This is a genomic window from Streptomyces clavifer (genome assembly GCF_036345975.1).
Classification (GTDB): Bacteria; Actinomycetota; Actinomycetes; order Streptomycetales; family Streptomycetaceae; genus Streptomyces; species Streptomyces clavifer.
Window position 1 is genome coordinate 3168193 of sequence record NZ_CP107793.1, and the last position, 24648, is coordinate 3192840.

The window sequence follows — 24648 nt, forward strand, 5'->3', positions numbered from 1 at the left end:
GGACCCGGCCGTCACACGATCACGCGAGGCCGTCCGGCCCCTGCCGTGTTCCCGCCGCCCGGTCCAGGAGCCCCGTACGGGCCGCGAGGGCCGCCGCCTCCAGCCGGGAACCGACGCCCAGCTTCATCAGGACGCGCTGCACATGCGTACGGGCGGTGCTCGGCGCGATCCCCATCCCGGCCGCGATCAGCCGGGTGTCCTCGCCCTCGGCCACCCGCACCAGCACCTCGACCTCGCGCGGGGTGAGCATGTGCAGCAGTCGCTGGCCCTCGTCGTCCGGCTGGACCGCCGGATGCAGCAGCTCGGTGAACGCGCCCCGCAGCAGCTGGGGGGCGACGGCGGCCTCCCCGGCACGGGCCTTGGCCATCGCGCGTTCGACGCCCTCGATGCGCTCGTCGTGCCGGACGTACCCGGCCGCCCCCGCGGCGAAGGCCGCCGCGATGCCGCGCGGGCTCGGCACCGGGCCCAGCACCACGACGGCCACCTGCGGGCGCTCCCGCCCGATCCGCACGATCGGGTCGAACGCGCCCGGTTCGGCCGGCGCCGCCGTGCCGAACAGGCAGACCTCCGGCGCCCTGCTGATCACCAGCTCCGCCGCGCCGGACGTCGGCGCGGCGGCCGCGAGCACCCGGTGGCCGCGCAGTTTCAGTGCCGAGGCGAGCGCCTCGGCGAGCAGACGGTGGTCATCGACCACCATGAGCCGCACGCCCATCGAGCAACCCCCCATGTACTGCTGTGTAACTCTGGAAACAGGCCCCCCGGCCCTCTGCCCCGGCAAGTTACACGCTTGTTCGACATGGTGCGCCCCCTACTGGGCAGAGGCCCCCCAGAATGCCGAATTCTGAGCCAATGAAGGCCACTTGCCGGACAGAAAACGATCGGCCCTGCCGGTTGGTTGATCAACCGGCAGGGCCGTCACTGCTCACCCGTGGACGGGTCAGCCGGTGGCGAAGGAGACGACGAGGTACTCCTTGTCGTCGAACGCGCTCTTGCGGGGTTCGCTGATCATCGTCTCGGAGATGAACAGCCGGCCCTTCTCGTAGATGAACTCGGCGTAGTCGAAGGAGAAGCTGGTCTCGGCCTTCCGGACCGCCTCGTCGTCCGGGTTCTGCATCAGCACGGTCTCCTTGAAGGTGGAGCCGTCGATGGAGACGATCTGGCCGCCCTTGTCGTACGGGGGCCTCTTGTACGCGATGACGTTGGCACCGTCCATGCGCAGCGGGGTCAGCGTGTAGCGGTCGCCCGCGTCCGCCCTGCCGCCGACGAGCTTGCCGGTGGTCAGGTCGAAGGCGACGATCTCGTTGGTGTCGCCGTACTCCCCGCCGCCCTCGTGCTCCTCGGTCGGCACGTAGAGCCGGTTGTTGCCGACGGCCACCGACCCGCAGGTCTCGACCTCGGTGGAGCCGCAGCGGGCCGCGTACTGGTCGGCGTCGGCGGAGATGCGGACGGTCAGCTTGCCGGTCGCCGCGTCGATGGAGAAGAAGTCCGAGATGCCGCTGCCGTCACCGGCGGTGTCGCCGACGTCGGCCGCGACGACGAGCGGCTTCGTGGAGATGACGCTCGCGTAGTCGACGCCGGCCGGCATCTCGTACGAGGACAGCGGGGCGCCCGTGGTCGGGTTCAGCGCCTGAATGATCAGCTGCGGTTCGTCGTAGGTACCGCACTTGCGGACGGCCACGAGGGCCTCGCCGCCGCCGTACCCCTTGTCGTAGCAGTTGTTGGCGTCCGTCTTCGGCTTCCACAGCTCGGCGCCGGTGGTGAGGTTGAAGGCGGCGCCGCCCCCGGTGCCGCCCGCGGCGACGGTGCTGCCGCTGAGCGTCACCTCGTTGAACCTGACGGGCTCGTCGCCGCCGGAGGCGGAGGTGACCGACTTGCTCCACGTCAGCTTGCCGGTGGCCAGGTCGATCGCGCCGACCTGGTTGCACGAGGGGTACTTGTCCGCCTTGCTCGGCTTGCCCTCCTCGAAGGCGATGGCGGTCTTGTAGTCCTTGCTCATGTGCCGGGAGGCGGCGCAGAGCTGGCCCTCCAGCGGGATCGACCAGAGCTTGGTGCCCTTGGCGAGGTCGTAGCCGACGATCTCGTACACGCCGGTCTTCACGTAGGCCTTGTCGGTGACCCAGGAGCCGCTGACCGTGGTGGTCTCGGTGACCTTCGGGTGGGGCAGCTGGAAGCCGACCGCCGACTTGGTGTCCGCGGGCGCCTTCTCGCTGCCGCCGCCCAGCCCGCTGTCCGAGCCGCCCTTGCCCTCGCCGCCGTCCGTGCCGGCCGAGGACGCCTCGGTCTTCTTGCCGCCCTCGTCGTCACCACCGCTGGAGGCGTAGATGACCCCGCCGCCGACGATCAGCACCACGGCGACGACCGCGGCGACGATGATCTGCATCTGGGTGCTGAACTTCTTTCCGCCGTTCCCCGGCTGCGGCGCCCCGTACTGAGGCTGCATCGGAGCGGTCGGGTAGCCGTACCCGGGCGGCGGGGGCATGCCGGGGCCGCCCTGCGGGAAGCCGTACCCGGGCTGCGTCGGCGGCTGCGGGTAGCCGTAGCCGGGCTGCGTCGGCGGCTGCCCCGGGGGCGGCGCCTGCGGGTAGCCGTACGCCGGGGTCTGCGGCTGGCCGGGCGGGGGCGTCTGCGGGGGACCGAATCCTCCGGGCGGGGGCGGCGGGCTGCCGTAGCCGCCCGCGGGCGGGGTCGGCGGCGCGGCCGGGGGCTGCTTGCCGAACGGGTCGGCCGGCGGCGGATCCTGCGGGGCTCCGAATCCGCCCTGGGGCGGATCGTTGGGCGGCTGGGGCGGCTGCGTCATGGCGTGCGTACCTCTGAGGAGTCTGAGAAGAAGGGGCTGCGGGTACCGTCGTGATCCGTCATTTGCCGAAGGCCATCATGGTCTTCTGGGCCTTCTCTTCCTTGTCGTTCGAGGCGCTGACGCGCCCGCTCACGATGAAGGAGCGGCCGCCCGCGTAGGCGATCTTCGACGTGAAGAACGAACTCTCGATCCGGGTCGTCGAGTCCGGGTGCTGCAGCAGCACGGTGGGTGCGCCGCCGGCCGGTGCGAGCGTCGCGATCGCCCCGCCCTTGTTGTACGTGGCCTCCAGGTAGAGCAGCACGTTGCCGCCCTCCATGCGCAGCGGCTTCATGACGCGCTCGGCGGGGGCCGCGGCCTTCCACTTGGGCTTGCCGGTGTTCAGGTCGAAGGCGACGACCTTGTTGGTGCGGCCGGTGCCGCTGGCGTCGTCCTCGGTCGCGATGTAGAAGGTGTTGGCGTCCGCGGCGACCCCGGTGCAGCCTTCGAGCTGCTCTCCGAAGATCGAGAAGTCGTGACCGCAGTCCACGGAGAACTTGTCCTCCTTGTCACCCACCAGCTGGGAACGGAGCGTGCCGTTCTCCTTGAGGGCGAGGATGGACCACTTCTTCTCCTCGCGCTGGGTCAGCGAGACGACGAGGGGGCTCACCGAGTAGACCTTGTCGACCTCCCAGCCGCGCTGGGGCTTGTAGGTCCACTTGGGCTTGCCGGTGGCCGGGTCGATCTCCTGGACCTGGTGCTGGGGGTTGTTCGCGTCGTCGGTGCGGCAACTGGTCGCGGCGATCAGCTTGGGACCGCCGGCGAACGCGAACGGCTGGCAGGTGCCCGCCGGCTTGCCGAACAGCTCCTTGCCGTCGCTGACCCGGTAGCCGTTGGAGTTGCCGGTGCGGCCGACGGTCACGGTGTCACCGCTGATCGCCAGGCCGATGTCGGACATCATGTCCCAGGTGCCGTTCTTCTTGATCGACTTCTTCCAGCCGGCCTTGCCGGTGTTGAGGTCGACCATCTGCAGATCGGCGCAGTCGGCCTTGTCCGTGGTGCCGTTCATCACGCCGATGACGAGCTTGCCGTCGGCCGTGGGGGTATCGGGCGCCGCGCACAGGTCGGCGGGCAGCGCCAGGGTCCACTTCTGCTTGCCGTCGGCCACCGAATAGCCCGCGATCGAGCGGTACATGCCCTTGACGAGCGTGTCGCCGACGATCCAGGGGCCGTACACCTCCGCGCCGTTGCGCGGCAGGTCGATGTCGTTCGTCGCCAGCCAGAGGACCTTGGCCTCGCCCTGCTTGCGGCCGGCGTTGAGGTCGTCGTCCACCTCGCGGCCGTCGCCGTTGCCGTCGCCCTCGTCGACGGTGGGCGAGGCACTCGGCTCCGCGGGCCCGGTGCTCGACTTGGCGACGGGCTCCTTCTCGTCGTCGCCGCCGCTCGTGACGACGAATATGCCGCCGACGACGAGCAGCGCGGCGAGCGCCGCACCGATGATGATCGCGGGCTTGCCCTTGAAGGGCCCGCCGCCGGAACCGCCGGGGACGGGTGCGCCGGGGTACTGCTGCTGCGGGTAGCCGTAGGCGCCGGGCTGCCCGTAGGCACCGGGCTGCGTGGGCTGGCCGTACGGACCGGGCTGGGCGTACGGGCCCGGCTGGCCGTAGGGACCGGGCTGGGCGCCGTACGGGCCGGGCTGCTGGCTGTACGGGCCCGGGGCCTGCGGATAGCCGTAGCCGGGCTGGTCGCCCGGGGCCTGCGGGTAGCCGTAACCCGGCTGCGCCGGCGGCGGGGCCTGGGGCGGCATCTGCGGCGGGCCCGCGGGCGGCGGGGTCTGCGGCGGGGGCGGCCCGCCCTGCGACGGCGGGGTCTGGGGCGGCGGCTGAGGAGCTCCCTGCGGCGGCTCCTGCGGAGACCCGGAGCCTCCCTGCGGCGGTTGCTGGCTGGGCGGCTGGGTCATCAGCACGTCCCCCTTCGTGCGGTGCGGCCCGGTGCCCTGTCCGTTCTCCCCCGCGATTCCGGTGGGACTGGATTCCCCCGGAAAGGAGCGAATGGGGCATGGAGTCCGCGGTGTTACGACGTGGAGCGGGGCTTCTTTGTACCACCCGCTCCACGTCGAACACCGGATCGGTCCACCCCCTGTTCCCAAGGGAGAACCGGCCCGTGATGCCGTCGTTACGCGCGTACCGGGCGGGACCGCGGGCCCGTTGGCCGACGCTCCGTCAACTTGCCCCGGCGTAGGCGTCTTTCACGTCATGCCGCTGGAGGTTCCTACCACCTTGTTCTGCTTTGTGCCGCTATCGGCGGATTACACGGAACCCTCACCTGCCGAAGACCATCAGGGCCGTCGCCGCCATCTCCTCCGCGTCGTCGTCCGCACTGATGCGACTGGCCAGAATGAAGGAACGGCCGTCGACATAGGCGACCTTCGACCGGAAGAGCGTCGCCTCGGTCGCGGCGCCCGAGGCCGGATGCCTCAGCAGCGTCTTGAGCGCACCCCCGGACGGGGCGACCGTGGCGACCTCGCCGCCCCTGCGGTACGAGGGCTCCACACGGATCAGCACGTCGCTGCCCTCCATGCGCAGCGGCAGGAGGTTCTGATCCTCGGGTCCGGTCACGTCCCACAGGACCCGGCCCGTCGCCAGGTCGAAGGCGACGACCTTGTTGATGCTGGACTCCTTGGTCACCTCGGGCAGGGTCGCCAGGTACAGCCTGTCCGCGTCGGCCGTGACCCCGGCGCAGCCGTCCAGGGTGCCACCGGCCTCCACGGAGTCCTCGCCGCACCTCACCGCGTAGTTCCCCGTGCCGGTGATCAGCTGGGAGCGGAGACTGCCGTCATCGTTCAGGACGATCCCTGCCCACTCCTCGTCCTTCTGGATCGAGATGACGAGCGGCCGCGTCGAGAACACGTGCGAGACCTTCCAGCCGTCCTTCACCCGGTACGTCCACAGCGGCTTCCCGGTGACCGGATCGACCTCCTGGACCTGCTGGCGGACGGGGTCTGCGGGCTCGACCTGGCAGCTGACCGCGCCAATCATCCGCGGACCGCTGGTGAAGGCGTACGGCTGGCAGACGTCCTCGCGCTTACCGAACAGCTTGGTGCCGTCGCTGACCCGGAAGGCGTCCGTGCTGCCGGTGCGCCCGAAGGTCACCGTGTCCCCGCTCACCGCCATCGCGACGTTCGACAGCCCGTCCTGCATCCCGGTGCGGTCGACCGTCTTCTTCCAGCCCGCCTTGCCGGTGCGCAGATCGATCATCTGCAGGACCGAGCAGCTCGCCTCCCGCTCCGAGACGTTGTCCTCGATCCCGACGACGATCTTGCCGTCGTCGGTGGGCAGCGTGGGCGCCGCGCAGAGCTTGGTGGGCAGCGCCAGGGTCCACTGCTCGGCGCCGTCGGCCGCCGCATAGCCGGAGACCGTGCGGTACATGGCCTTGACGACGGTGTCCCCGGCGAACCAGGGGCCGTACGCCTCCTCCCCGTACTGCGGGAGATCGACGCCGTTCTCCCGCAGCCAGAGCACCTTCGCCTCACCGGGCTTGCGGCCGGCGTTGAGCTCGGCGGCGGTCGGCCCGGCGACCTTCTCGTCCTTGCCGTCGTTGCCGCCCTTGCCGTCCTTGCCCGTGGCGGCCGAGCCGCTCGGCTTCCCGGTGGCTCCGCCCGTCCCGGCGGCGGGCTTCCCGTCGCCGGTCGCGAGCCAGACGCCCGTCCCGGCGACGAGGACGACGGCGAGCACGGCCCCGATGATCAACGCGGGCTTGCCCGTGAACGGGCCGCGCCTCTTTCCGGCCCCTCCGGGATCCGGCGGCGGGGAACCGGCCCCGTACGGTGCCGGCTGCTGCGAGCCCTGCGGACCGGGCTGCACGCCGTACGGCCCGGGACCGCCGTACGCTCCCGACGGCTGCTGCCCGTACGGTCCCGGCTGTGGGGCGTACGGTCCGGGCCGGTGCCCGTACGGCCCCTGCGGCGCACCCGGTGCGGGCGGGTAGCCGTACGACGGGGCTGCTGCGGGCGGCGGGCCCTGCGAGGGGTCGAACGGATCCCCGAAGCCTCCTTGCGGCGGTTGCTGGCCGGGCGGCTGGGTCATCTGCTCGTCCCCCTTCGAACGGCGCGGCCACCGCAAGGTCACCGCGATCCGGGCAGCCTACTTTCTACCACCCGCACCACCCGACCCTGCGGTCTCACCTGCGGTGACCCGCCCGGGGTGCTCGAACGATCAGGATTCCTCGGCCAGTTCGAGCCAGCGCATCTCCAGCACGTCCCGCTCCGCGACCAGTTCACGCAGCTCCGTGTCGAGCGCGGCCACCTTCGCGAAGTCGGTGGCGTTGTCGGCGATCTGCGCGTGCAGGGTCGTCTCCCTGGTCGACATCTTGTCGAGCTGCCGCTCGACCTTCTGCAGTTCCTTCTTCGCGGCGCGCGCCGCCTGCGGCGAGACGCTCTCCGCAGGCGCGCTACGCGGAGCCGAGGCAGCGGCGGCGGAAGCGGGCGTGGCCGTCTCCTCCATGCGCTGCCTGCGCTCCAGGTACTCGTCGATCCCGCGCGGCAGCATCCGCAGTGCCCTGTCGCCGAGCAGGGCCATCACCTTGTCGGTGGTCCGCTCGATGAAGAACCGGTCGTGGGAGATCACGATCATCGACCCGGGCCAGCTGTCGAGGACGTCCTCCAGCTGCGTCAGGGTCTCGATGTCCAGGTCGTTGGTGGGCTCGTCGAGGAAGAGGACATTGGGCTCGTCCATCAGCAGCCGCAGGATCTGCAGCCGCCGCCGCTCACCACCGGACAGGTCACCGACCGGCGTCCACTGCTTCTCCTTCGTGAAGCCGAACTGCTCGCAGAGCTGACCTGCGGTCATCTCGCGGCCCTTGCCGAGATCCACCCGGTCGCGGACCTGCTGGACGGCTTCGAGCACGCGCAGGTTCGGGTTGAGCTCCGCGACCTCCTGGGAGAGGTAGGCCAGCTTGACCGTCTTGCCGACGATGATCCTGCCCGCCGCGGGCTGTACGTCGCCCTGGGTCCGGCACGCCTCGGCGAGCGCCCGCAGCAGCGAGGTCTTGCCCGCGCCGTTCACGCCGACCAGACCGATGCGGTCGCCGGGGCCGAGCTGCCAGGTGAGGTGGGTGAGCAGGGTCTTGGGTCCGGCCTGGACGGTCACGTCCTCCAGGTCGAAGACGGTCTTGCCGAGCCGGGCGTTGGCGAACTTCATCAGCTCGCTCGTGTCGCGCGGCGGCGGCACGTCGGCGATCAGCTCGTTGGCCGCCTCGATGCGGTAGCGCGGCTTGGACGTACGGGCGGGGGCGCCGCGCCGCAGCCAGGCCAGCTCCTTGCGCATCAGGTTCTGCCGCTTGGACTCCTCGGTCGCGGCGATCCGCTCCCGCTCGGCCCGGGCGAACACGTAGTCGCTGTAGCCGCCCTCGTACTCGTGGACCGAGCCGCGCTGGACGTCCCACATGCGGGTGCAGACCTGGTCGAGGAACCACCGGTCGTGGGTGACGCAGACGAGTGCGGAGCGGCGGGTGCGCAGATGCCCCGCCAGCCAGGAGATGCCCTCGACGTCGAGGTGGTTGGTGGGCTCGTCGAGGACGATCAGGTCCGGCTCGCCGATGAGCAGTTTGGCCAGCGCGATCCGGCGCCGCTCGCCGCCCGAGAGCGGGGCGATGACGGTGTCCAGGCCGTGCTCGAAGCCGGGCAGGGCGAGCCCGCCGAACAGTCCCGTCAGCACGTCGCGGATCTTGGCACTGCCCGCCCACTCGTGGTCGGCGAGATCGCCGATGACCTCGTGCCGGATGGTGGCCTGCGGGTCGAGCGAGTCGTGCTGGGTGAGGACACCCAGGCGCAGCCCGCCGTTGTGGGTGACCCGGCCGGTGTCGGCGTCCTCCAGCTTGGCGAGCATCCGGATGAGCGTCGTCTTGCCGTCGCCGTTGCGGCCGACGACGCCGATCCGGTCGCCCTCGGACACCCCGAGGGATACACCGTCGAGCAGGGCACGGGTGCCGTACACCTTGCTGACCTGCTCGACATTGACCAGATTGACGGCCATTTCACTCCTGCCTCGGGGATCCCTGCGTCGGGGACCGCTCGACGTCCCAGAGTAGTCGCCGTGGGAGGTGCGATAGCGTACGGCGATCGATCATGGGGAATAACCCCAGGTCGGAGCGGTGCGGAACATCTCTGGGGTGGGGACTTCATGAAGCGCGAGACGATGCGGACCTTGATACCGGCGGTCCTGGCGGCGGCGCTGCTGGTGGGCTGTTCGTCGCCGTCCGGCAGCGGTACGGACGCCGGCACGGGCAAGAACGGGGACAGTGCCCCCGCGGAGGGCACGGAGGCGGCGGAGAGCGCCCCCGCGGAGGCTGCGGAGAAGGGCGGCTCGCTGGGTGGTCCCGGTTCGGCCTGCGAACTGCCGGTCTCCTTCGATCTCGCGGCGGGCTGGAAGCCGCAGGCCGTCGAGGTCGAGCCCGGTTCCGATCTGGCCGCACTGGCCGAGCAGGGCTCGGCCACGATGGTGTGCGAGATCGACGCCAAGCCGGCCGGGAACATCGGCTACCTCCGGGTCTGGCAGGGCAAGGGTGCCGGCACCGCCCCGCGCGCCGCGCTGGAGGACTTCCTGGCCGGCGACCCGAATGCGGCCGGGGCTTCCTACGAGGAGACCGGGGCGGGACAAGTGGCGGCCTCGGAGGTCACCTACACGGTGCACTCCGAGCTGATGGACGAGGACAAACCGGAGCGGGCCTTCGCGGTCGCCACCCCGGACGGACCCGTCGTGGTGCACCTGGGCGGGCTGGACTCCACGGAGCACGAGGAGATGCTCCCGGCGTACGAGCTGGCGAGGAAGAGCCTGAAGCTGGGCTGACGGACCCGCACGGGTCGCGCCCCTCACCGCACCCGTACAGCATCGGCAAGCCGGACCCCCTGAAGCACGGCTTCCAGGGATTCTGGTCCGGCCGCTCACCGAGAAGCGCCGCCTCGTCTGCAAGGTTCGTCGAGGACGAGGTCCGCATCGCCGCCTGCCGGTACGGCTACGGCCCATGACCGCGCCGGGCCGCCGGCTACCGCCCGGCGCGCTCGACGAGCAGCCAGCCGCCCAGCACCATCACCACAGCCGCCGGAGCGCTGACGCGTACGGCGATCAGCAGTGCCGTGTGCCCCTCCAGCAGTCCGCCGTACCCGACCATGGACAGGCCGAGCACCCCCAGCAGGGTGAGCGTCACGCCGAGGGCCGCGACGGGCCCCGAGCCCGCGCCCCGGCCGGGGACGGCGGGGGCGGGCCGTTCGAAGGTGCGGAAGACGGCGACCAGGGCCGCGGTGACCCCGGCGGCGACCGCGATCCGCACCGGGACCTGCGCCCACCAGGCTCCGGTGGCCGGCTCGGGCAGCGGGACGTCGAGGGCGAGCATCGCCCCGTACACGCCGAGCATCGCGGTGAGGTGCCAGAGGAAGGCGGTCATGGCGATGCCGTTGGCGGCCACCACCGTGCGCCAGACCCGGGGCCGGGCCACCAGCCGGGAGCCGGGGGCGCGCAGCAGCTCCACCGCCCCGACGAGCCAGATGCCGTGGCAGAGCAGCGCGAGGGTGGGCGGCGCCATGTTGCTGATCCTCTCTCCGGGCATGCCCACCATGGACAGCGGATACGGGCCGAGGGCCACCAGTGCGGCCGCGGCGGCCAGTCCGCCCCCCGCGAGGAGGACGGGGCGGCGGATCCGGCCGTCGGCGCGCAGGAAGCCGAGCTGGTGCACGGCGAGCCAGACGAACGCGAAGTTGAGGAACTCGAGGTACGGCACCCCGGCGGCGAACCTCAGGACGTCCACCGCCGCGGCGGCCCCCGCGAGCGCGGCGAACGCGCCCCAGCCGTAGCGGCCGTGCAGCTTCAGCAGCGGCGGGGTGAACGCGACCATGGCCAGGTAGATCCCGATGAACCAGAGCGGCTGGGTCACCAGACGGAGCGTGACACCGGTCAGTCCGCCGCCCCCGCCGAGCAGTTGGACGATCAGCGCGGCGGCCCCCCACACGAGGACGAAGACCATGGTGGGACGCAGCAGGCGCTGCAGCCGGGCCCGCAGGAACGCCGCGTAGACGGAGTCGGTTGATCCCCCGGGCCGCTTGCGGAGCAGCGAACGGTAGGACAGGGCGTGGGAGAAGCCGCCGACGAAGAAGAACACCGGCATGATCTGGAGCACCCAGGTCAGCAGTTGGAGTCCGGGGACGACGGCGAGGAGGTTGCCGACCCCGTCGGACGTGACGGCGGCCATCAGCCAGTGACCGAGGACGACCGTTGCGAGCGAGGCGACGCGGAGCAGATCGACGTAGCGGTCCCGGGTGGCGGGTGTCGCCCCGGCCAGTTCACGAACACTTGATCCCATGACGGATACGGTCGCGCCGCACGCCCGGGGACGGCAGAGCGACCGTACTCAATTCCCGCCTGAGTACCGGCGGTCAGACGATCGTGGCACCCGGCGCCGGGGACACCGCGACCCGGGCCGTGCGGCACGTGCCCGAGGTCAGCAGCGCGTCGGCCACCTTCCGCGCGGACTCCGCGTCGGCCACCAGGAACGCCGTGGTCGGCCCGGAGCCCGAGACCAGTGCGGCCTGCGCGCCCGCGGCGGTGCCCGCCGCGAGGGTGTCGGCCAGCGAGGGGCGCAGGGAGAGCGCCGCGGCCTGCAGGCCGTTGCTCAGGGCTCCCGCGAGCGCCGTGGTGTCCCCGCTGCGCAGTGCGGCCAGGAGCACCGGGGACGCGGCGGGTTCGGGCACGTCCGTACCGGCGGTGAGCCGGTCGAACTCACCGTAGACCGCCGGGGTGGAGAGCCCGCCGTCGGCGACGGCGAAGACCCAGTGGAAGGTGCCGCCGACGTCGACCGTGGTCAGCTGCTCGCCTCGCCCGACACCGAGGGCGGCCCCGCCGACCAGGCTGAACGGCACGTCGCTGCCCAGCTCGGCGCAGATCGCGAGCAGTTCCCCGCGGGTCGCACCGGTGGACCAGAGCGCGTCGCAGGCCAGCAGCGCGGCGGCACCGTCGGCGCTGCCGCCCGCCATGCCGCCCGCGACCGGGATGTCCTTGGCGATGTGGATGTGCACGTGGGGGGCGATGCCGTGCCGCTCCGCCAGCGCGATCGCGGCGCGGGCCGCCAGGTTGGTGGCGTCCAGCGGGACCTGGGCGGCGTCGGGGCCCGAGCAGGTGACGCGCAGCTCGTCGGCGGGGGTGACGGTGACCTCGTCGTACAGTCCGACGGCCAGGAAGACGTTGGCGAGGTCGTGGAAGCCGTCGGGGCGCGGGGCACCGACGGCGAGCTGTGCGTTGACCTTGGCGGGCACGCGGACGGTGACACCGCGGCTCATGCGGAGGGCTCCGGCTTGTTCTCGGCGACGGCGGCGAACTCCTCGACCGTCAGGGCCTCGCCCCTGGCCTGCGGCGAGATGCCCGCCGCGACGAGGGCGGCCTCGGCGGCGGGGGCGGAGCCCGCCCACCCCGCCAGGGCGGCGCGCAGCGTCTTGCGGCGCTGGGCGAAGGCGGCGTCGACGACGGCGAAGACCTCGGCCCGGCTCGCGGTGGTCCGGATCGGCTCGGCACGCCGCACCAGCGACACCAGCCCCGAGTCGACGTTCGGCGCGGGCCAGAACACCGTGCGGCCGATGGACCCCGCGCGCTTGACGTCCGCGTACCAGTTGGCCTTGACCGACGGCACCCCGTAGACCTTGTTGCCCGGCCCCGCGGCCAGCCGGTCGGCGACCTCTGCCTGCACCATCACGAGGGTCCGCTCGATGGTGGGGAAGCGCTCCAGCATCGTGAGCAGGACCGGCACGGCGACGTTGTACGGAAGGTTGGCGACCAGCGCGGTGGGCGGCGGGCCGGGCAGCTCCTTCACCAGCATCGCGTCCGAGTGGACCAGGGCGAAGCGGTCGGCACGCCCCGGCAGCCGGGCGCCGACCGTGGCCGGCAGGGCGCCCGCGAGCACGTCGTCGATCTCGACGGCGACGACCCGGTCGGCCGCCTCCAGCAGGGCCAGGGTCAGCGAGCCGAGGCCGGGCCCGACCTCGACCACCACGTCGTCGGGCCGCACCTCGGCGGTCCGTACGATCCTGCGGACCGTGTTGGCGTCGATGACGAAGTTCTGACCGCGCTGCTTCGTGGGGCGTACGCCCAGCGCTGCGGCCAGCTCGCGGATGTCTGCGGGGCCCAGGAGGGCGTCGGGCTCAGTGGTGCTCACCCGTTAAGCCTACGGCCGCCGCGGGGCCGGGGCCCCGCCGCCCGCCCCGGACCGGGCATCCCGGTGCCCCTCCGTCTCCGCGGTTCCCCGGTCGCCCCGCGCCTCCCTCCGGACGACGACCTCGTCGCCGTCCACGAGTCCGGTGCCCGGGGCCGGGGCGACGGTGTCGCGGCTGCCGACCGTGACGCCCTCGGCGTCGAGGAGCTCCCCGACGTCGTCGGCGAAGGTGTGCACGGTGGTCGACGTCCCGTCGACGCTGACCCGCACGGCCTTGTCGTGGGCCAGGAACGCGGAGGTACCGCCGGCCAGGAAGGCGACGACCAGTGCCTGCGGAAGGAGCCGCCGCAGGCGCCGCGCCGCTTCCCGGTACCGGCGGGCGGGGGCCCTCGGGGCCACGGCCGGGTGGGCGGCAGGGGCGGCCGGCCGGATGGCCTGCCGGGGCGGCGGGACGTCGAGCGCGGTCGGGTCGTGCACCGGCGGCGCGACCCGCCTCACCCGGGCGACGACCGTGGCTGCCTCGTGCAGGGAGCGCGGCGCCGATCCAGCCGGTACCCCGGCGCCCGTACGCCGACTGCCGCGCACCGTCCCGTGACTGCCCTGCACATGGCCCACGACGCTCCTGAAGATCCGGCCTGCCGACCCCGTTGGGCGGGCATCGTAGCCACACTTCCGTCGCCTCGGGACGTCACGTGCTCACCCGCTGTGACGGCGGCGGGGGTCAGAAATCGAATGCGCGCGCGGTGTTCTCGTAGACGGCGGCGGCCAGGGTGTCCTCGTCGGTCCCCCGTACCTCGGCCATCGCACGGAGCGTCACCGGAATGAGGTAGGGAGCGTTCGGCCGTCCGCGGTACGGGGCCGGGGTGAGGAACGGGGCGTCCGTCTCGACGAGCACGAGCTCCGTCGGCGCCACGGCCAGCGCGTCCCGCAGCGGCTGGGCGTTCTTGAACGTGACGTTGCCGGCGAACGACATGAAGTACCCGGCCGCCGCGCAGATCCGGGCCATGTCCGCGTCACCGGAGTAGCAGTGGAAGACCGTCCGCTCCGGCGCACCGGCGTCGGCCAGGATCCGCAGCACGTCGGCGTGCGCGTCACGGTCGTGGATGACGAGGGCCTTGCCGTGCCGCTTGGCGATCTCGATGTGCGCCCGGAAGGACTCCTCCTGGGCGGCCACGCCCTCGGGGCCCGTACGGAAGTGGTCGAGCCCGGTCTCCCCGACACCGCGTACGTGGTCGAGGGCGGCCAGGGCGTCGATCTCGGCGAGCGCCTCGTCCAGCGCCGCCCTCCCGCCCGGCTCGCGGACCCCCTGCCGCGCCGAACCCTCCGGGTCGCCGTGCACGATGCGCGGGGCCTCGTTGGGGTGGAGGGCCACGGAGGCGTGGACGGAGGGATGCGCGGCGGCGGTCGCGGCGGCCCAGCGCGAACCCTCCACGTCGCAGCCCACCTGGACGACGGCGGTCACGTTGACCGCCGCCGCCCGCGCGAGGCTCTCCTCGACGGTTGCGTCCTGCATGTCCAGATGGGTGTGCGAATCGGCGACCGGGACCCGGAGGGGTTCGGGCAGCGGCGGCGCGTCGGTACGGCTCATGCCCCGACTCTACGAGGGCACGGGCCCCTTCTCACCGCCGGTGGAGGGGAGCCCTCCTCACCGCCGGTGGAAGGGATGCAGCAGGTCGGACAGCTGCCAGTGACGCGGCGCGGTGCCCGGTGCCAGGACGGCGGCGGGTGCGGCCGTCTCCTCGACGGCCTCCTCGGGCCGCCCGGCCCTCTTCTGCTGGAGCAGCTGCTGCACGGTGGAGACCCGGCCGGCCCGCATGATCCGGACCACGTGCCCGCCGCAGTTCGTGCAGGTCGGTGTGGACAGGGGCGAGGGCACGCGTTCCCCGTCCGCCTCGTACACCACGTACGCGTGCCCGGCGCCGTCCACGTGGTGCGCTATCTCGTAGGCCTGTTCCCAGCCGTACCCGCAGCGCATGCACGCGAACGCGTACGCCTCGTGAACGGTGTTTGCTGCGATCTCACTCATGCCTGCTCCTCTTGTCCGCCGGACAAGCACTCCGGACAAGCACTCCGGGTGGTGCGTTCCACCTTCCAGTGGACGCCTTTCCCGGTGGCGATGCACCAGGTCTGCCGAGTGTTGGAACGCTTTTGGCCCGTCCATGGCCAAGGGGGCCGGGTACGCGGCCCGCCCTTTACCGTCGGGCCGGTCCCTTGCCCTCCGCAGGGCCGTTCCTGGCCGCGTTCTTTGCCGCGACCACCGCATCGAACACCTCGCGCTTGGGCAGACCCGCCTCGGCGGCGACCGCCGCGATGGCCTCCTTGCGCCGCTCCCCCGCCTCCTCGCGCACCTGCACCCTGCGCACCAGCTCCTCGGCGTCCAGACCTTCGTTCCCGGAGTCCGTGGCGCCCTCCACGACGACGGTGATCTCGCCGCGCACGCCCTCGGCCGCCCAGCTGGCCAGCTCGCCCAGCGGGCCGCGCTTCACTTCCTCGTACGTCTTGGTGAGCTCCCGGCACACGGCGGCCCTGCGGTCCGCGCCGAACACCTCGGCCATCGCGGCCAGGGTGTCGTCCAGCCGGTGCGGTGCCTCGAAGAAGACCATCGTGCGGCGCTCGTCCGCGACCTCGCGGAGTTTCCCGAGCCGCTCGCCCGCCTTGCGCGGCAGGAAGCCCTCGAAGCAGAACCGGTCCACCGGCAGCGCGGACAGGGCGAGCGCCGTCAGCACGGCCGACGGCCCCGGGACGGCGGTGACCTTGATGTCCTTCTCGACGGCCGCGGCCACGAGCCGGTAGCCGGGGTCGGAGACCGACGGCATCCCGGCGTCGGTGACCAGCAGGACGCGCGCGCCGTTGACCAGCGCCTCGACGAGTTCGGGCGTACGCGCCGACTCGTTCCCCTCGAAGTAGGAGACGACGCGCCCCGTCGTGTGGATGCCCAGCGCCTGGGTGAGCCGGCGCAGCCGACGGGTGTCCTCGGCGGCCACCACGTCGGCCGTCTCCAGTTCGGCGGCGAGCCGTGGCGGGGCGTCCGCCACATCGCCGATGGGGGTCCCTGCGAGTACGAGCGTTCCAGTCGTTCCAGTCACATCGGCCATCCTCCCAGCACGGGCGGCACCACTCGCACAGATGCGTTCCCTACGATGGCGCGGTGACGAGTACTGCGCCCGAAGCCCGGCAGGGCCACGACGCCGGGGAGCACACCGGCGACCAGCTGCCTTCCTGGCAGCAGCGGCTGCGCCGCTTCGGCCATTCCCCACGGCCGGAAACGGGGCTGCGCGAGCGCCTGGACCCCCCGTACACCCTGCCCGGGCGGCAGTTCTGGGACGTGCTCGCCGTGCCCCCCACCCTGGCGAACCGCCTGGTCCGCTGGTCGGCGTGGGGCGGGCCGCTCCTGGTGGCCCTGGTGGCCGGCGTGCTGCGGTTCTGGAACCTCGGCAGTCCGAAGGCGGTGATATTCGACGAGACGTACTACGCCAAGGACGCCTGGGCCCTGATCAACCAGGGCTACGAGGGTTCCTGGCCCAAGGACGTCGACAAGCTGATCCTCAGGGACCCGTCCTCGGTGGACATCCCGGTGGACCCCGGCTACGTCGTGCATCCGCCGGTCGGCAAGTGGATCATCGGCATCGGCGAGCAGATCTTCGGCTTCACCCCGTTCGGCTGGCGCTTCATGGTGGCGCTGCTCGGCACCGTCTCGGTGCTGATGCTGTGCCGGATCGGCCGCCGGCTCTTCCGCTCCACGTTCCTCGGCTGCCTCGCGGGCACGCTGCTGGCCGTGGACGGGCTGCACTTCGTGATGAGCCGCACCGCGCTCCTCGACCTGGTGCTGATGTTCTTCGTCCTCGCCGCCTTCGGCTGCTTCCTCATCGACCGTGACTGGGCCCGCCGCAGGCTGGCCGCCGCGCTGCCGGTCGACGAGGGGGGACTGCTGCGCCCGGACGTCCACGTCGCCGAGACCCTCCGCCTCGGCCTGCGCCCCTGGCGGATCGCCGCCGGCGTGATGCTCGGCCTGGCCTTCGCCACCAAGTGGAACGGGCTCTACATCCTGGCCGCGTTCGGCGTGCTGGCGGTGCTCTGGGACGTGGGCGCGCGGCGCACCGCGGGTGCGCGGCAGCCGTACCGCGCCGTGGTGCTGCGGGACCTGCTGCCCGCGTTCGTCTCCACGGTGCCGGTCGCGATCGGCACGTACCTCGTGTCGTGGACCGGCTGGATCGTCACGGACAAGGGCTACTACCGCAACTGGGCGGCCACCGAGGGCAAGGGCGGCAGCTTCACCTGGCTGCCGGACTGGCTGCGCAGCCTGTGGCACTACGAGCACCAGGTGTACGAGTTCCACATCGGCCTGACCTCGGGCCACACGTACGAGTCCAACCCGTGGAGCTGGATCGTGCTGGGCCGGCCCGTCTCGTACTTCTACGAGGAGGAGGCGGGCTGCACCGCGTCGGCGACGGGCAAGTGCGCCCGCGAGGTGCTGGCGATCGGCACCCCGCTGCTGTGGTGGGCGGGCTGCGTGGCACTGCTGTACGTGCTGTGGCGCTGGTTCTTCCGCCGCGACTGGCGGGCGGGCGCGATCGCCTGCGGCGTGGCGGCGGGCTGGGTGCCCTGGTTCTTCTACCAGGAGCGGACGATCTTCCTGTTCTACGCGGTCGTGTTCGTACCGTTCCTCTGCCTGGCGGTGACGATGCTGATCGGCGCCCTGCTGGGTCCCCCGGCCGGCCGGGGAAGCGAGCACGAGCCGGGTCTGAGCACCGGCGATCCGGCGGGCGAGCGCCGACGGACGGTGGGGGCGGTCGCGGCGGGGGTGCTGGTGCTGCTGATCGTCTGGAACTTCATCTACTTCTGGCCGATCTACACGGGCACGTCCCTGCCGGAGGACGCCTGGCGGGACCGGATGTGGCTGGACACCTGGGTGTGACCGGACAGGCGGGCACGAACGGCACGAGCCTCCAGGAGAGCGCTCTCGCCCGGTGCGTAGCGGTCCGATAACAACCCCCTCACCCGTCACCCCCGTCCCGTACAGTGCCGAGGACATCCCCCTTGAACACGTTCAAGGGGGACTCCTGGGGAGGGGGACCGCAGATGCGCAGTGGAGCGAAGGTCGCCGTGGTCGGCGGAGTGTTCGTGCTGGTGGCCGGCGGGATCGGTTACGGCGCGTACAGCGTGGTCGGGGGCGGCAGTGCCGGCGGTACGGAGGCCGAGGCCGCGTCCGCCGAGGTGAGAACGGGGCCACCGAGCGCGTCGGAGATAACGGAGACGTCGAAGGGCTTCCTGAAGGCCTGGGCGTCCGGCGACGCGACGGCGGCGGCGCTGCTCACCGACAACCAGACGGATGCGGAGCCGCTGCTCACGGGCTACGCCGAGGACGCCCACGTCACCGAAGCCGTGATCACACCGGGCACGGCCGTCGGCGCCAAGGTGCCGTTCACGGTGAAGGCGACGGTCTCGTACGACGGGAAGAGCAAGCCCTGGTCGTACTCCTCCGAACTGACCGTGGTGCGCGGCCGCACCACGGGTAAGGCACTCGTCGACTGGCAGCCGACGGTGATCCACCCGCAGCTGACCGAGGGTGCGACGCTGCGGACCGGTGAGTCGTCCACTGCGGCGATCCAGGCCGTCGACCGCAACGGCAAGGTGCTGGACAAGGAGAAGTACCCGTCGCTCGGTCCGATCCTGGACACCCTGCGCGAGAAGTACGGCTCCGAGGCGGGCGGCACGGCCGGTGTGGAGACCTGGATCGAGCCCGCGGACACGGCGCTCCCCGACACCACCCTGCTGACGCTCGTCAAGGGCCGGCCGGGCGAGCTGCAGACCACGCTCGACGCGAACGTCCAGGCGGCGGCGGAGACCGCCGTCAAGCAGTACGAAGGGGCGTCGGTGGTCGCGGTGAGGCCGTCCACGGGGGCGATCCGCGCGGTGGCCAACAACCCGGCGACCGGCTTCAACGCGGCGATGCAGGGCAAGCAGGCGCCCGGCTCCACGCTCAAGATCATGACGGCCGCGATGCTGCTCGAGACAGGGCAGGCCGCGGCGAACCGCCCGATCGAGTGCCCGAAGGACGTGCTGTACGAGGGCCGTTCCTTCCACAACCTGGACCACTTCGAGCTCCCGGCCACCGATACGTTCACCACCAGCTTCGCGCGCTCCTGCAACACGGCCTTCATCAAGAGGATCGACGACGTGGACGACGACTCCGCGCTCGCCAAGGAGGCCCGCGACGTCTTCGGGATCGGCCTCGACTGGAAGACCGGCGTCGTCTCCTTCGACGGCAGCGTGCCCGAGGAGGTCGGCGGGGAGGCCGCCGCCCAGTACATCGGCCAGGGCACGGTCCAGATGAACGCGCTCAACGTCGCGTCCATCACGGCGACCGCCCGCACCGGCACCTTCCGCCAGCCCGTCATCGTGCCGCGCGAGCTGGACGGCCGTCAGCTCGCCGTGGCCTCGCGGTCGCTGTCCCAGAACGTCACCCGGCAGCTGAACGACATGATGCGGGCCACCGCCTCCTGGGGCACCGGCAAGGCTGCCATGGCGTCGGTCGGCGGTGACAAGGGCGCCAAGACGGGCTCGGCCGAGGTCGACGGGCAGGGAACGTCCAACAGCTGGTTCACCGGCTTCAGCAACGACCTCGCCGCGGCGGCGGTCGTGCAGTCCGGCGGCCACGGCGGTGACGCGGCGGGCCCGGTAGTGGCGTCGGTGCTGCGGGCGGGTTCCTGAACCCGCTGCGTGCCCGGGGGCGGAACACCCGTCCCCGGGCCGGCCCGGGGACGCCGCGGCCGGTTCACCCTGGCGTGTGCGTGGCCCGGTTCACCAACGTGCGGGAATGAGCACATCCGACATCACCCCCGCCGCCGTTCCCTCCGACGCGCACCCCCGGTTCGCCGCAGCCCTGCGCGAGCTGGGCCTCGACGTCGAGGTACGCCGCTTCCCGGACGCCACCCGCACCGCGGCGGAGGCCGCGACGGCCGTCGGCTGCGAGCTCGGCCGGATCGTCAAGTCGTTGATCTCCGAGGCGGACGGCACCCCGGTCCTGGTCCTGATGGACGGCTCGTCCCGGGTGGACGTCGAGCGCGTACGCGAGGAGCTGGGTGCCGGGAAGGTGAAGCGGGCGGGGGCCGACACGGTCAGGGAGACCACGGGCTACGCGATCGGCGGTGTGCCGCCCTTCGGGCACGTGACGAGGACCCGGGTGCTGGCCGACCGCGGTCTGCTGGCACACCCGGTGGTCTGGGCCGCCGCGGGCACTCCGCACACCGTCTTCGCGCTGGACCCCGCGACCCTGATCGGGCACGCGGGCGGCACCCTGGTGGACGTGCGCGAGCAGCCGGCGTGACACCGCCGGGGAGGCGGCCACCCCTGCCGCCCGCCCCAGCGCCTGCTGGAAGGCCCCCTGCGCCGTCCGCAGTCCGCTGCTGCCGCACCGCATGCCGGAGCCGGTCAGAACTTGCCCGACTGCTCCTGGGTGCGGTGCCCCAGCCGCCTGCGGAAGTCCGCCAGGAAGCGGGTGCCGAGCGGCGGCCAGCCCCAGAAGTCGAAGGCGAGCGCGCCGAGGGCGAATCCGGGCCCGAACTCCCAGTCGGTGACCGGGGAGGAGGCTCCGCAGGCGGGGCAGGGCGCCACGCCGGTGCCCGTCTCCTTCCAGTCCTCGATGCCGTCCAGGAACGGCTGCCAGGCCTCCGGGTCGGCCTCCCACGACTCCGGGTAGTCGATGATCACGGTGGTCGTGGCGCACCGCGGGCAGGTCGCGGAGTCCGCCTCGCTCTCGCCCTGGCCGCCGACGTGGTGGTCACGACCGACAACGACCGCGACGGGGCCGGGGATCCACGACGCGTCCGAGGAGTCGGCCACCGCCCGTGCCCAGCCGGGGCCGGGCACGTATCCGACGTCGACCGACAGGCTGTACATCGCGTCCCTGGTCGTCTCGCGGGTGATCAGCCCTGCGTCGGCCATCCAGTCGACCATCCGTCCGGCGAGCGGCCCGGCCTCCTCGCCGGTCACCTCCAGATCGACGATCCGCTCGAAGAAGTCGCCCATCCACGTCTCCCGTGTCCGTGTCGGCCCGTCTCCCACCCATGATCCGGCATCGAACGGAGCGTGGCCGCGGCGTCCACCGCGGCCACGGGATCACCCGTCCCCCCGCATCGCCCTGCGGAAGCCCTCGTTGACCCCGAGCAGGCCCCCGTCCACCCGCAGCGTCGTCCCCGTGATCCAGGACGCGTCCGAGGAGGCCAGGAAGGCCACGGCCGACGCGATGTCGTCCGGGGCGCCGAGCCGGCCCAGCGGGTAGAGGGCGGTCGCCCGCGCCAGGTCGGCGTCACGGCCCGTCCACGCGTCGGTGCGGATCGTGCCGGGAGCGACGAGGTTGACCCGGACGCCGCGCGGGCCCGCGTGGCCGGCCAGCGTACGGGTGAGGCTGGCCAGCCCCGCCTTGGCGGCGCTGTAGGCGTGGCCGCCGAAGTCCTGTTCGCCGTTGACCGAGCCGATGTTGACGATCGCGCCCCGGCCGGAGGCCACCAGGTGCGGCAGCGCGGCGCGGGAGCAGCGGTAGGGACCGGTCAGGGTGACGTCGAGGGTGTGGTCCCAGGATTCGTCCGCCTCGTCCTCGAAGAGGGGTGCGTCCTCGTGGTTCGCGTAGGCGTTGTTGACCAGGACGTCGAGCCGGCCGAAGACGGCGACGGCGTGCGCGACGGCCGAGTCGACCGCCGCCCGGTCGCCCACGTCGCAGGCCAGGGAGTCGGCCCTGCCTCCGTGCTCACGTATCTCCGCGGCCGTCTTCCCGGCCCGTGCGGCGTCCAGGTCGGTGACCAGGACCGCCGCGCCCTCGGCGGCCAGCCTGCGGGCCGTGGCGGCCCCGATGCCCTGGCCCGCGCCCGTGAGGAGCGCGGCGTGTCCGTCGAAGCGTGCTGCGGAGGGAGGAGGAGTCATAGGACCGAACGTACTGCCCTGACGAGCGCCTGGGCACGGGGGTCGGCGGTGACTCCCTTCTGCAGACCGTTCGTCACATAGCCGAGTGCGATGCCCGCTTCGGGGTCGGCGAAGCCCAGGGATCCGCCGCGGCCGGGGTGGCCGAAGGAACCGGGTGCCAGGAGCGGGGCGGCCGGGCCGTGCAGCATGTAGCCGAGGCCGAAACGGGTGTTGACGACCAGGACCCGGTCCGGGCCGGCGGACTCCTCGGTGCGGGCCAGGGTGAGCGTGGCGGGAGCGAACAGCCGGTGCCCGTCGACCTCGCCGATCATCGCCGCGTAGCAGCGGGCGAGGCCGCGTGCGGTGGCGACGCCGTTGGAGGCGGGGAGTTCGGCCGCCCGGTAGGCCGGGTCGTTCTCGTCGGGGAAGGGGTCGATCGCGCCGAACGCGCGACGGGTGAGCGAGGCGGGGTCGCGGTAGGCCTCGACGACGGAGCGCTTGGGGCGCACGCGCAGGGTGCCGCCCCCGCCTTCGGTCAACGGGGTTTCCACGGGCCCGATCCGCCCGATCCGGTGCGCCTCGTCCGCCGGGAGACCGAACCAGAAGTCCAGGCCGAGCGGGCGGGCGATCTCCTCGGCGATCCAGCGGCCGATGGTGCGTCCGGTGACCCTGCGGACCAGTTCGGCGACGAGCCAGCTGTAGGTCTGGGCGTGGTACCCGTGGTCGGTGCCGGGCTCCCACAGCGGCCGTTGGGCGGCGACCGCCCGCGGCCCGGAGGTCCCGTCGACCGCCTCCTCGGGCGTCAGCGTGCCGTCGAGGGCGGCCAGCCCGGCCCGGTGGGCGAGGAGATGGCGTACGAGGACGCGTTCCTTGCCGTTCGCCTTGAACTCCGGCCAGTACGTGCCGACGGGCGCGTCCAGGTCCACCTGCCCGCGCTGGTGCAGCAGCAGCGGTACGGCTGCGGCGACGCCCTTGCCCGCCGACCGGACGATCTGGACGGTGTCGACGGCCCACGGCTCGGTGCCGTCGACATCCCTCGTGCCGGCCCACAGGTCCACGACCTTGCGGCCGTGGCGGTAGACCGTCACGGCCGCCCCCCGCTCGCCCCGCTGTTCGAAGTTCCGGACGAAGGCGTCCCGTACCGCCTCGAACCCCGGTGTCACCGTGCCCCGTACATCCACGCCTGCTCCCGCGCTCCCGCTCATGCCCCCATGGTGCATCGGACCGCGGGCCGGGCGGGGGCCGGGTCGGGTCTGTTCACGTGAGCGGTACGACGACGGAACGCGGGTCGAAGCCGAAGGGCAGCTCCAGCCGGTGTTCGCGCATCAGTTCGTCGTCGCAGAGCAGGTCCTGGGTGCGGTCGTCGGCGGCGATCACCCCGTCGCTGAGGATCACGGCCCGGGGGCAGAGCTCCAGCGCGTACGGCAGGTCGTGGGTGACCATCAGCACCGTGACGTCCAGGGAGCGCAGGATGTCCGCCAGTTCGCGGCGGGAGGCCGGGTCCAGGTTGGAGGAGGGCTCGTCCAGGACGAGGATCTCCGGCTCCATGGCGAGGACGGTGGCGACGGCGACGCGGCGGCGCTGGCCGAAGGAGAGGTGGTGCGGGGGCCGCGTGGCGTACGCCTCCATGCCGACCTGCTTGAGCGCGGTCATGACCCGCTCCTCCAGTTCGGCGCCGCGGAGTCCGGCCGCGGCGGGCCCGAAGGCGACGTCCTCGCGGACGGTCGGCATGAAGAGCTGGTCGTCGGGGTCCTGGAAGACGATGCCGACCCGGCGCCGGATCTCGGCCAGGTGGCGCTTCTCCACCGGCAGCCCGGCGACCCGGACGGTGCCGGCGCCCGCGTCGAGGATGCCGTTGAGGTGCAGGACGAGGGTGGTCTTGCCCGCCCCGTTGGGCCCGAGGACGGCGACCCGTTCGCCGCGGGCCACGGTCAGGTCGACGCCGAACAGCGCCTGGTGGCCGTCGGGATAGGCGTAGGCGAGGCCGCTGACCTCGAGGGACGGCGCGGGGGCGGTGGGCAGGCTCATACGGTCCATCCCAGCAGACATACGGCGAGGGCGAGCACGGGGAGCACGGACGCGTACGCCCACTGGGTGCGGGAGGCGGTCACCTCGTCGATCACGGGCATGCTGCCGGTGTAGCCGCGGCTGACCATCGCGAGGTGGACGCGTTCGCCGCGCTCGTAGGACCGGATGAACAGGGCGCCCATCGTCTTGGCGAGCACGCCCCAGTGCCGCACGCCGCGCGCCTCGAAACCGCGGGAGCGGCGGGCGATCGACATCCGGCGCAGCTCGTCGGTGATCACGTCGCCGTACCGGATCATGAACGACGCGATCTGGACGAGGAGCGGCGGGAGCCTGAGCCGCTGGAGGCCGAGCAGCAGGGAGCGGAGCTCGGTGGTGGAGGCCAGGAGGACCGAAGCGCCCACGCCGAGGGTGCCCTTGGCGAGGACGTTCCAGGCGCCCCAGAGACCGGGGACGCTGACGGGGACGCCGAGGAGCTCGGTCTGTTCGCCGGGTACGACGAACGGCATGAGCAGCGCGAACGCGACGAACGGCACCTCGATGACCAGCCGCTTCAGCAGGAATCCGGCGGGGATCCGGGCGGTGGCGGCGACGCCGGCGAGCAGGGCCGCGTACAGCGCGAAGGCCCAGACGGCCTCGCGCGGCGTGGAGACGACGACCACGACGAAGCAGAGGACCGCGACGAGCTTGCAGTGCGGCGGCAGGTCGTGGACCGGGGAGTGACCGTGCCGGTAGAGCTTGTGCGCGTGGCCGGCGCCCAT

General features: G+C 72.4%; 21 protein-coding genes. 4 read left to right on the forward strand and 17 right to left on the reverse strand.

Annotated features, from left to right (window positions below; genetic code table 11):
- Positions 1 to 19: 19 nt before the first annotated feature.
- From OG927_RS13575 to OG927_RS13595, 5 genes are all read right to left on the reverse strand, one after another.
- Entirely contained in the window at positions 20 to 712 is a 693-nt protein-coding gene (locus OG927_RS13575) for a helix-turn-helix transcriptional regulator (RefSeq protein WP_056799176.1), read from the reverse strand.
- A 225-nt stretch (positions 713 to 937) separates the two neighbouring features.
- A complete protein-coding gene (locus OG927_RS13580) occupies positions 938 to 2797 on the reverse strand; it encodes an outer membrane protein assembly factor BamB family protein (protein WP_330320221.1) in 1860 nt (619 codons plus the stop codon).
- 58 nt (positions 2798 to 2855) lie between these two features.
- Entirely contained in the window at positions 2856 to 4733 is a 1878-nt protein-coding gene (locus tag OG927_RS13585; RefSeq protein WP_330320222.1) for an outer membrane protein assembly factor BamB family protein, read from the reverse strand.
- A 361-nt stretch (positions 4734 to 5094) separates the two neighbouring features.
- Positions 5095 to 6858 carry an outer membrane protein assembly factor BamB family protein gene (locus tag OG927_RS13590; RefSeq protein ID WP_330320223.1) on the reverse strand — a complete coding sequence of 588 codons (1764 nt, stop codon included), beginning with the start codon at positions 6856 to 6858 and terminating at the stop codon, positions 5095 to 5097.
- Between the two features lie 129 nt (positions 6859 to 6987).
- A complete protein-coding gene (locus tag OG927_RS13595; protein ID WP_056799185.1) occupies positions 6988 to 8805 on the reverse strand; it encodes an ABC-F family ATP-binding cassette domain-containing protein in 1818 nt (605 codons plus the stop codon).
- A 147-nt stretch (positions 8806 to 8952) separates the two neighbouring features.
- Between OG927_RS13595 and OG927_RS13600 the strand changes: the two genes are divergently transcribed.
- Complete coding sequence (locus tag OG927_RS13600) at positions 8953 to 9618, forward strand: lipoprotein (RefSeq protein WP_209470326.1); 666 nt, start codon at positions 8953 to 8955, stop codon at positions 9616 to 9618.
- Between the two features lie 196 nt (positions 9619 to 9814).
- Here the strand turns inward: OG927_RS13600 and OG927_RS13605 are convergent, their stop codons facing one another.
- The 7 genes from OG927_RS13605 to rsmI form a co-directional block, all read right to left on the reverse strand.
- Positions 9815 to 11125, reverse strand: coding sequence for an acyltransferase family protein (locus OG927_RS13605; protein ID WP_209470325.1), 1311 nt, complete (start codon positions 11123 to 11125; stop codon positions 9815 to 9817).
- A 73-nt stretch (positions 11126 to 11198) separates the two neighbouring features.
- Positions 11199 to 12098, reverse strand: coding sequence for a 4-(cytidine 5'-diphospho)-2-C-methyl-D-erythritol kinase (locus OG927_RS13610; protein WP_056799192.1), 900 nt, complete (start codon positions 12096 to 12098; stop codon positions 11199 to 11201).
- On the reverse strand, positions 12095 to 12967 hold the full coding sequence (gene rsmA / locus OG927_RS13615) for a 16S rRNA (adenine(1518)-N(6)/adenine(1519)-N(6))-dimethyltransferase RsmA (RefSeq protein WP_056799195.1): 873 nt from the start codon (positions 12965 to 12967) through the stop codon (positions 12095 to 12097). The genes OG927_RS13610 and rsmA overlap by 4 nt, the downstream gene beginning before the upstream one ends.
- A 9-nt stretch (positions 12968 to 12976) precedes the next feature.
- Entirely contained in the window at positions 12977 to 13579 is a 603-nt protein-coding gene (locus OG927_RS35995; RefSeq protein ID WP_408058067.1) for a ubiquitin-like domain-containing protein, read from the reverse strand.
- A 106-nt stretch (positions 13580 to 13685) separates the two neighbouring features.
- Entirely contained in the window at positions 13686 to 14552 is an 867-nt protein-coding gene (locus OG927_RS13625) for a TatD family hydrolase (protein WP_056799202.1), read from the reverse strand.
- A 57-nt stretch (positions 14553 to 14609) separates the two neighbouring features.
- Positions 14610 to 14990, reverse strand: a complete 381-nt coding sequence (locus OG927_RS13630) for a hypothetical protein (protein ID WP_056799206.1) — start codon at positions 14988 to 14990, stop codon at positions 14610 to 14612.
- Positions 14991 to 15156: 166 nt separating this feature from the next.
- Positions 15157 to 16059, reverse strand: coding sequence for a 16S rRNA (cytidine(1402)-2'-O)-methyltransferase (gene rsmI, locus OG927_RS13635; RefSeq protein ID WP_330320224.1), 903 nt, complete (start codon positions 16057 to 16059; stop codon positions 15157 to 15159).
- A gap of 53 nt (positions 16060 to 16112) precedes the next feature.
- On the opposite strand from rsmI, the gene OG927_RS13640 reads away from it, so the two are divergent.
- The 3 genes from OG927_RS13640 (at position 16113) to OG927_RS13650 (ending at position 20291) form a co-directional block, all read left to right on the forward strand.
- A complete protein-coding gene (locus tag OG927_RS13640; RefSeq protein ID WP_056799212.1) occupies positions 16113 to 17879 on the forward strand; it encodes a dolichyl-phosphate-mannose--protein mannosyltransferase in 1767 nt (588 codons plus the stop codon).
- A gap of 164 nt (positions 17880 to 18043) precedes the next feature.
- The gene (locus tag OG927_RS13645; RefSeq protein WP_124282090.1) at positions 18044 to 19675 is read left to right on the forward strand and encodes a penicillin-binding transpeptidase domain-containing protein; all 1632 of its coding nucleotides are present in this window, start codon (positions 18044 to 18046) and stop codon (positions 19673 to 19675) included.
- 106 nt (positions 19676 to 19781) lie between these two features.
- A complete protein-coding gene (locus OG927_RS13650; RefSeq protein WP_330320225.1) occupies positions 19782 to 20291 on the forward strand; it encodes a YbaK/EbsC family protein in 510 nt (169 codons plus the stop codon).
- A 104-nt stretch (positions 20292 to 20395) separates the two neighbouring features.
- Here the strand turns inward: OG927_RS13650 and OG927_RS13655 are convergent, their stop codons facing one another.
- The 5 genes from OG927_RS13655 to cbiQ form a co-directional block, all read right to left on the reverse strand.
- Positions 20396 to 20992 carry a hypothetical protein gene (locus tag OG927_RS13655; protein WP_209470323.1) on the reverse strand — a complete coding sequence of 199 codons (597 nt, stop codon included), beginning with the start codon at positions 20990 to 20992 and terminating at the stop codon, positions 20396 to 20398.
- Between the two features lie 90 nt (positions 20993 to 21082).
- Positions 21083 to 21883: an SDR family NAD(P)-dependent oxidoreductase gene (locus OG927_RS13660; RefSeq protein ID WP_056799228.1), complete on the reverse strand. Its 801-nt coding sequence runs from the start codon at positions 21881 to 21883 to the stop codon at positions 21083 to 21085.
- On the reverse strand, positions 21880 to 23043 hold the full coding sequence (locus tag OG927_RS13665; RefSeq protein ID WP_330321318.1) for a serine hydrolase domain-containing protein: 1164 nt from the start codon (positions 23041 to 23043) through the stop codon (positions 21880 to 21882). Before OG927_RS13665 ends, OG927_RS13660 begins: the two co-directional genes overlap by 4 nt.
- A 76-nt stretch (positions 23044 to 23119) precedes the next feature.
- Positions 23120 to 23890: an energy-coupling factor ABC transporter ATP-binding protein gene (locus tag OG927_RS13670; protein ID WP_056799234.1), complete on the reverse strand. Its 771-nt coding sequence runs from the start codon at positions 23888 to 23890 to the stop codon at positions 23120 to 23122.
- Entirely contained in the window at positions 23887 to 24648 is a 762-nt protein-coding gene (gene cbiQ / locus OG927_RS13675) for a cobalt ECF transporter T component CbiQ (protein ID WP_056799237.1), read from the reverse strand. Before cbiQ ends, OG927_RS13670 begins: the two co-directional genes overlap by 4 nt.

What these genes read in the sequence shown, in the direction of transcription:
- OG927_RS13650 (WP_330320225.1), top strand. Translation starts at nt 19,782, where the DNA reads ATGAGCACATCCGACATCACCCCCGCCGCCGTTCCCTCCGACGCGCAC.
- OG927_RS13625 (WP_056799202.1), bottom strand. Translation starts at nt 14,552, where the DNA reads ATGAGCCGTACCGACGCGCCGCCGCTGCCCGAACCCCTCCGGGTCCCG.
- OG927_RS13610 (WP_056799192.1), bottom strand. Translation starts at nt 12,098, where the DNA reads ATGAGCCGCGGTGTCACCGTCCGCGTGCCCGCCAAGGTCAACGCACAG.
- OG927_RS13600 (WP_209470326.1), top strand. Translation starts at nt 8,953, where the DNA reads ATGAAGCGCGAGACGATGCGGACCTTGATACCGGCGGTCCTGGCGGCG.
- OG927_RS13595 (WP_056799185.1), bottom strand. Translation starts at nt 8,805, where the DNA reads ATGGCCGTCAATCTGGTCAATGTCGAGCAGGTCAGCAAGGTGTACGGC.
- OG927_RS13630 (WP_056799206.1), bottom strand. Translation starts at nt 14,990, where the DNA reads ATGAGTGAGATCGCAGCAAACACCGTTCACGAGGCGTACGCGTTCGCG.
- rsmI (WP_330320224.1), bottom strand. Translation starts at nt 16,059, where the DNA reads ATGGCCGATGTGACTGGAACGACTGGAACGCTCGTACTCGCAGGGACC.
- OG927_RS13655 (WP_209470323.1), bottom strand. Translation starts at nt 20,992, where the DNA reads ATGGGCGACTTCTTCGAGCGGATCGTCGATCTGGAGGTGACCGGCGAG.
- OG927_RS13585 (WP_330320222.1), bottom strand. Translation starts at nt 4,733, where the DNA reads ATGACCCAGCCGCCCAGCCAGCAACCGCCGCAGGGAGGCTCCGGGTCT.
- OG927_RS13660 (WP_056799228.1), bottom strand. Translation starts at nt 21,883, where the DNA reads ATGACTCCTCCTCCCTCCGCAGCACGCTTCGACGGACACGCCGCGCTC.
- OG927_RS13580 (WP_330320221.1), bottom strand. Translation starts at nt 2,797, where the DNA reads ATGACGCAGCCGCCCCAGCCGCCCAACGATCCGCCCCAGGGCGGATTC.
- cbiQ (WP_056799237.1), bottom strand. Translation starts at nt 24,648, where the DNA reads ATGGGCGCCGGCCACGCGCACAAGCTCTACCGGCACGGTCACTCCCCG.
- OG927_RS13605 (WP_209470325.1), bottom strand. Translation starts at nt 11,125, where the DNA reads ATGGGATCAAGTGTTCGTGAACTGGCCGGGGCGACACCCGCCACCCGG.
- OG927_RS13645 (WP_124282090.1), top strand. Translation starts at nt 18,044, where the DNA reads ATGCGCAGTGGAGCGAAGGTCGCCGTGGTCGGCGGAGTGTTCGTGCTG.
- OG927_RS13590 (WP_330320223.1), bottom strand. Translation starts at nt 6,858, where the DNA reads ATGACCCAGCCGCCCGGCCAGCAACCGCCGCAAGGAGGCTTCGGGGAT.
- OG927_RS13670 (WP_056799234.1), bottom strand. Translation starts at nt 23,890, where the DNA reads ATGAGCCTGCCCACCGCCCCCGCGCCGTCCCTCGAGGTCAGCGGCCTC.
- OG927_RS13575 (WP_056799176.1), bottom strand. Translation starts at nt 712, where the DNA reads ATGGGCGTGCGGCTCATGGTGGTCGATGACCACCGTCTGCTCGCCGAG.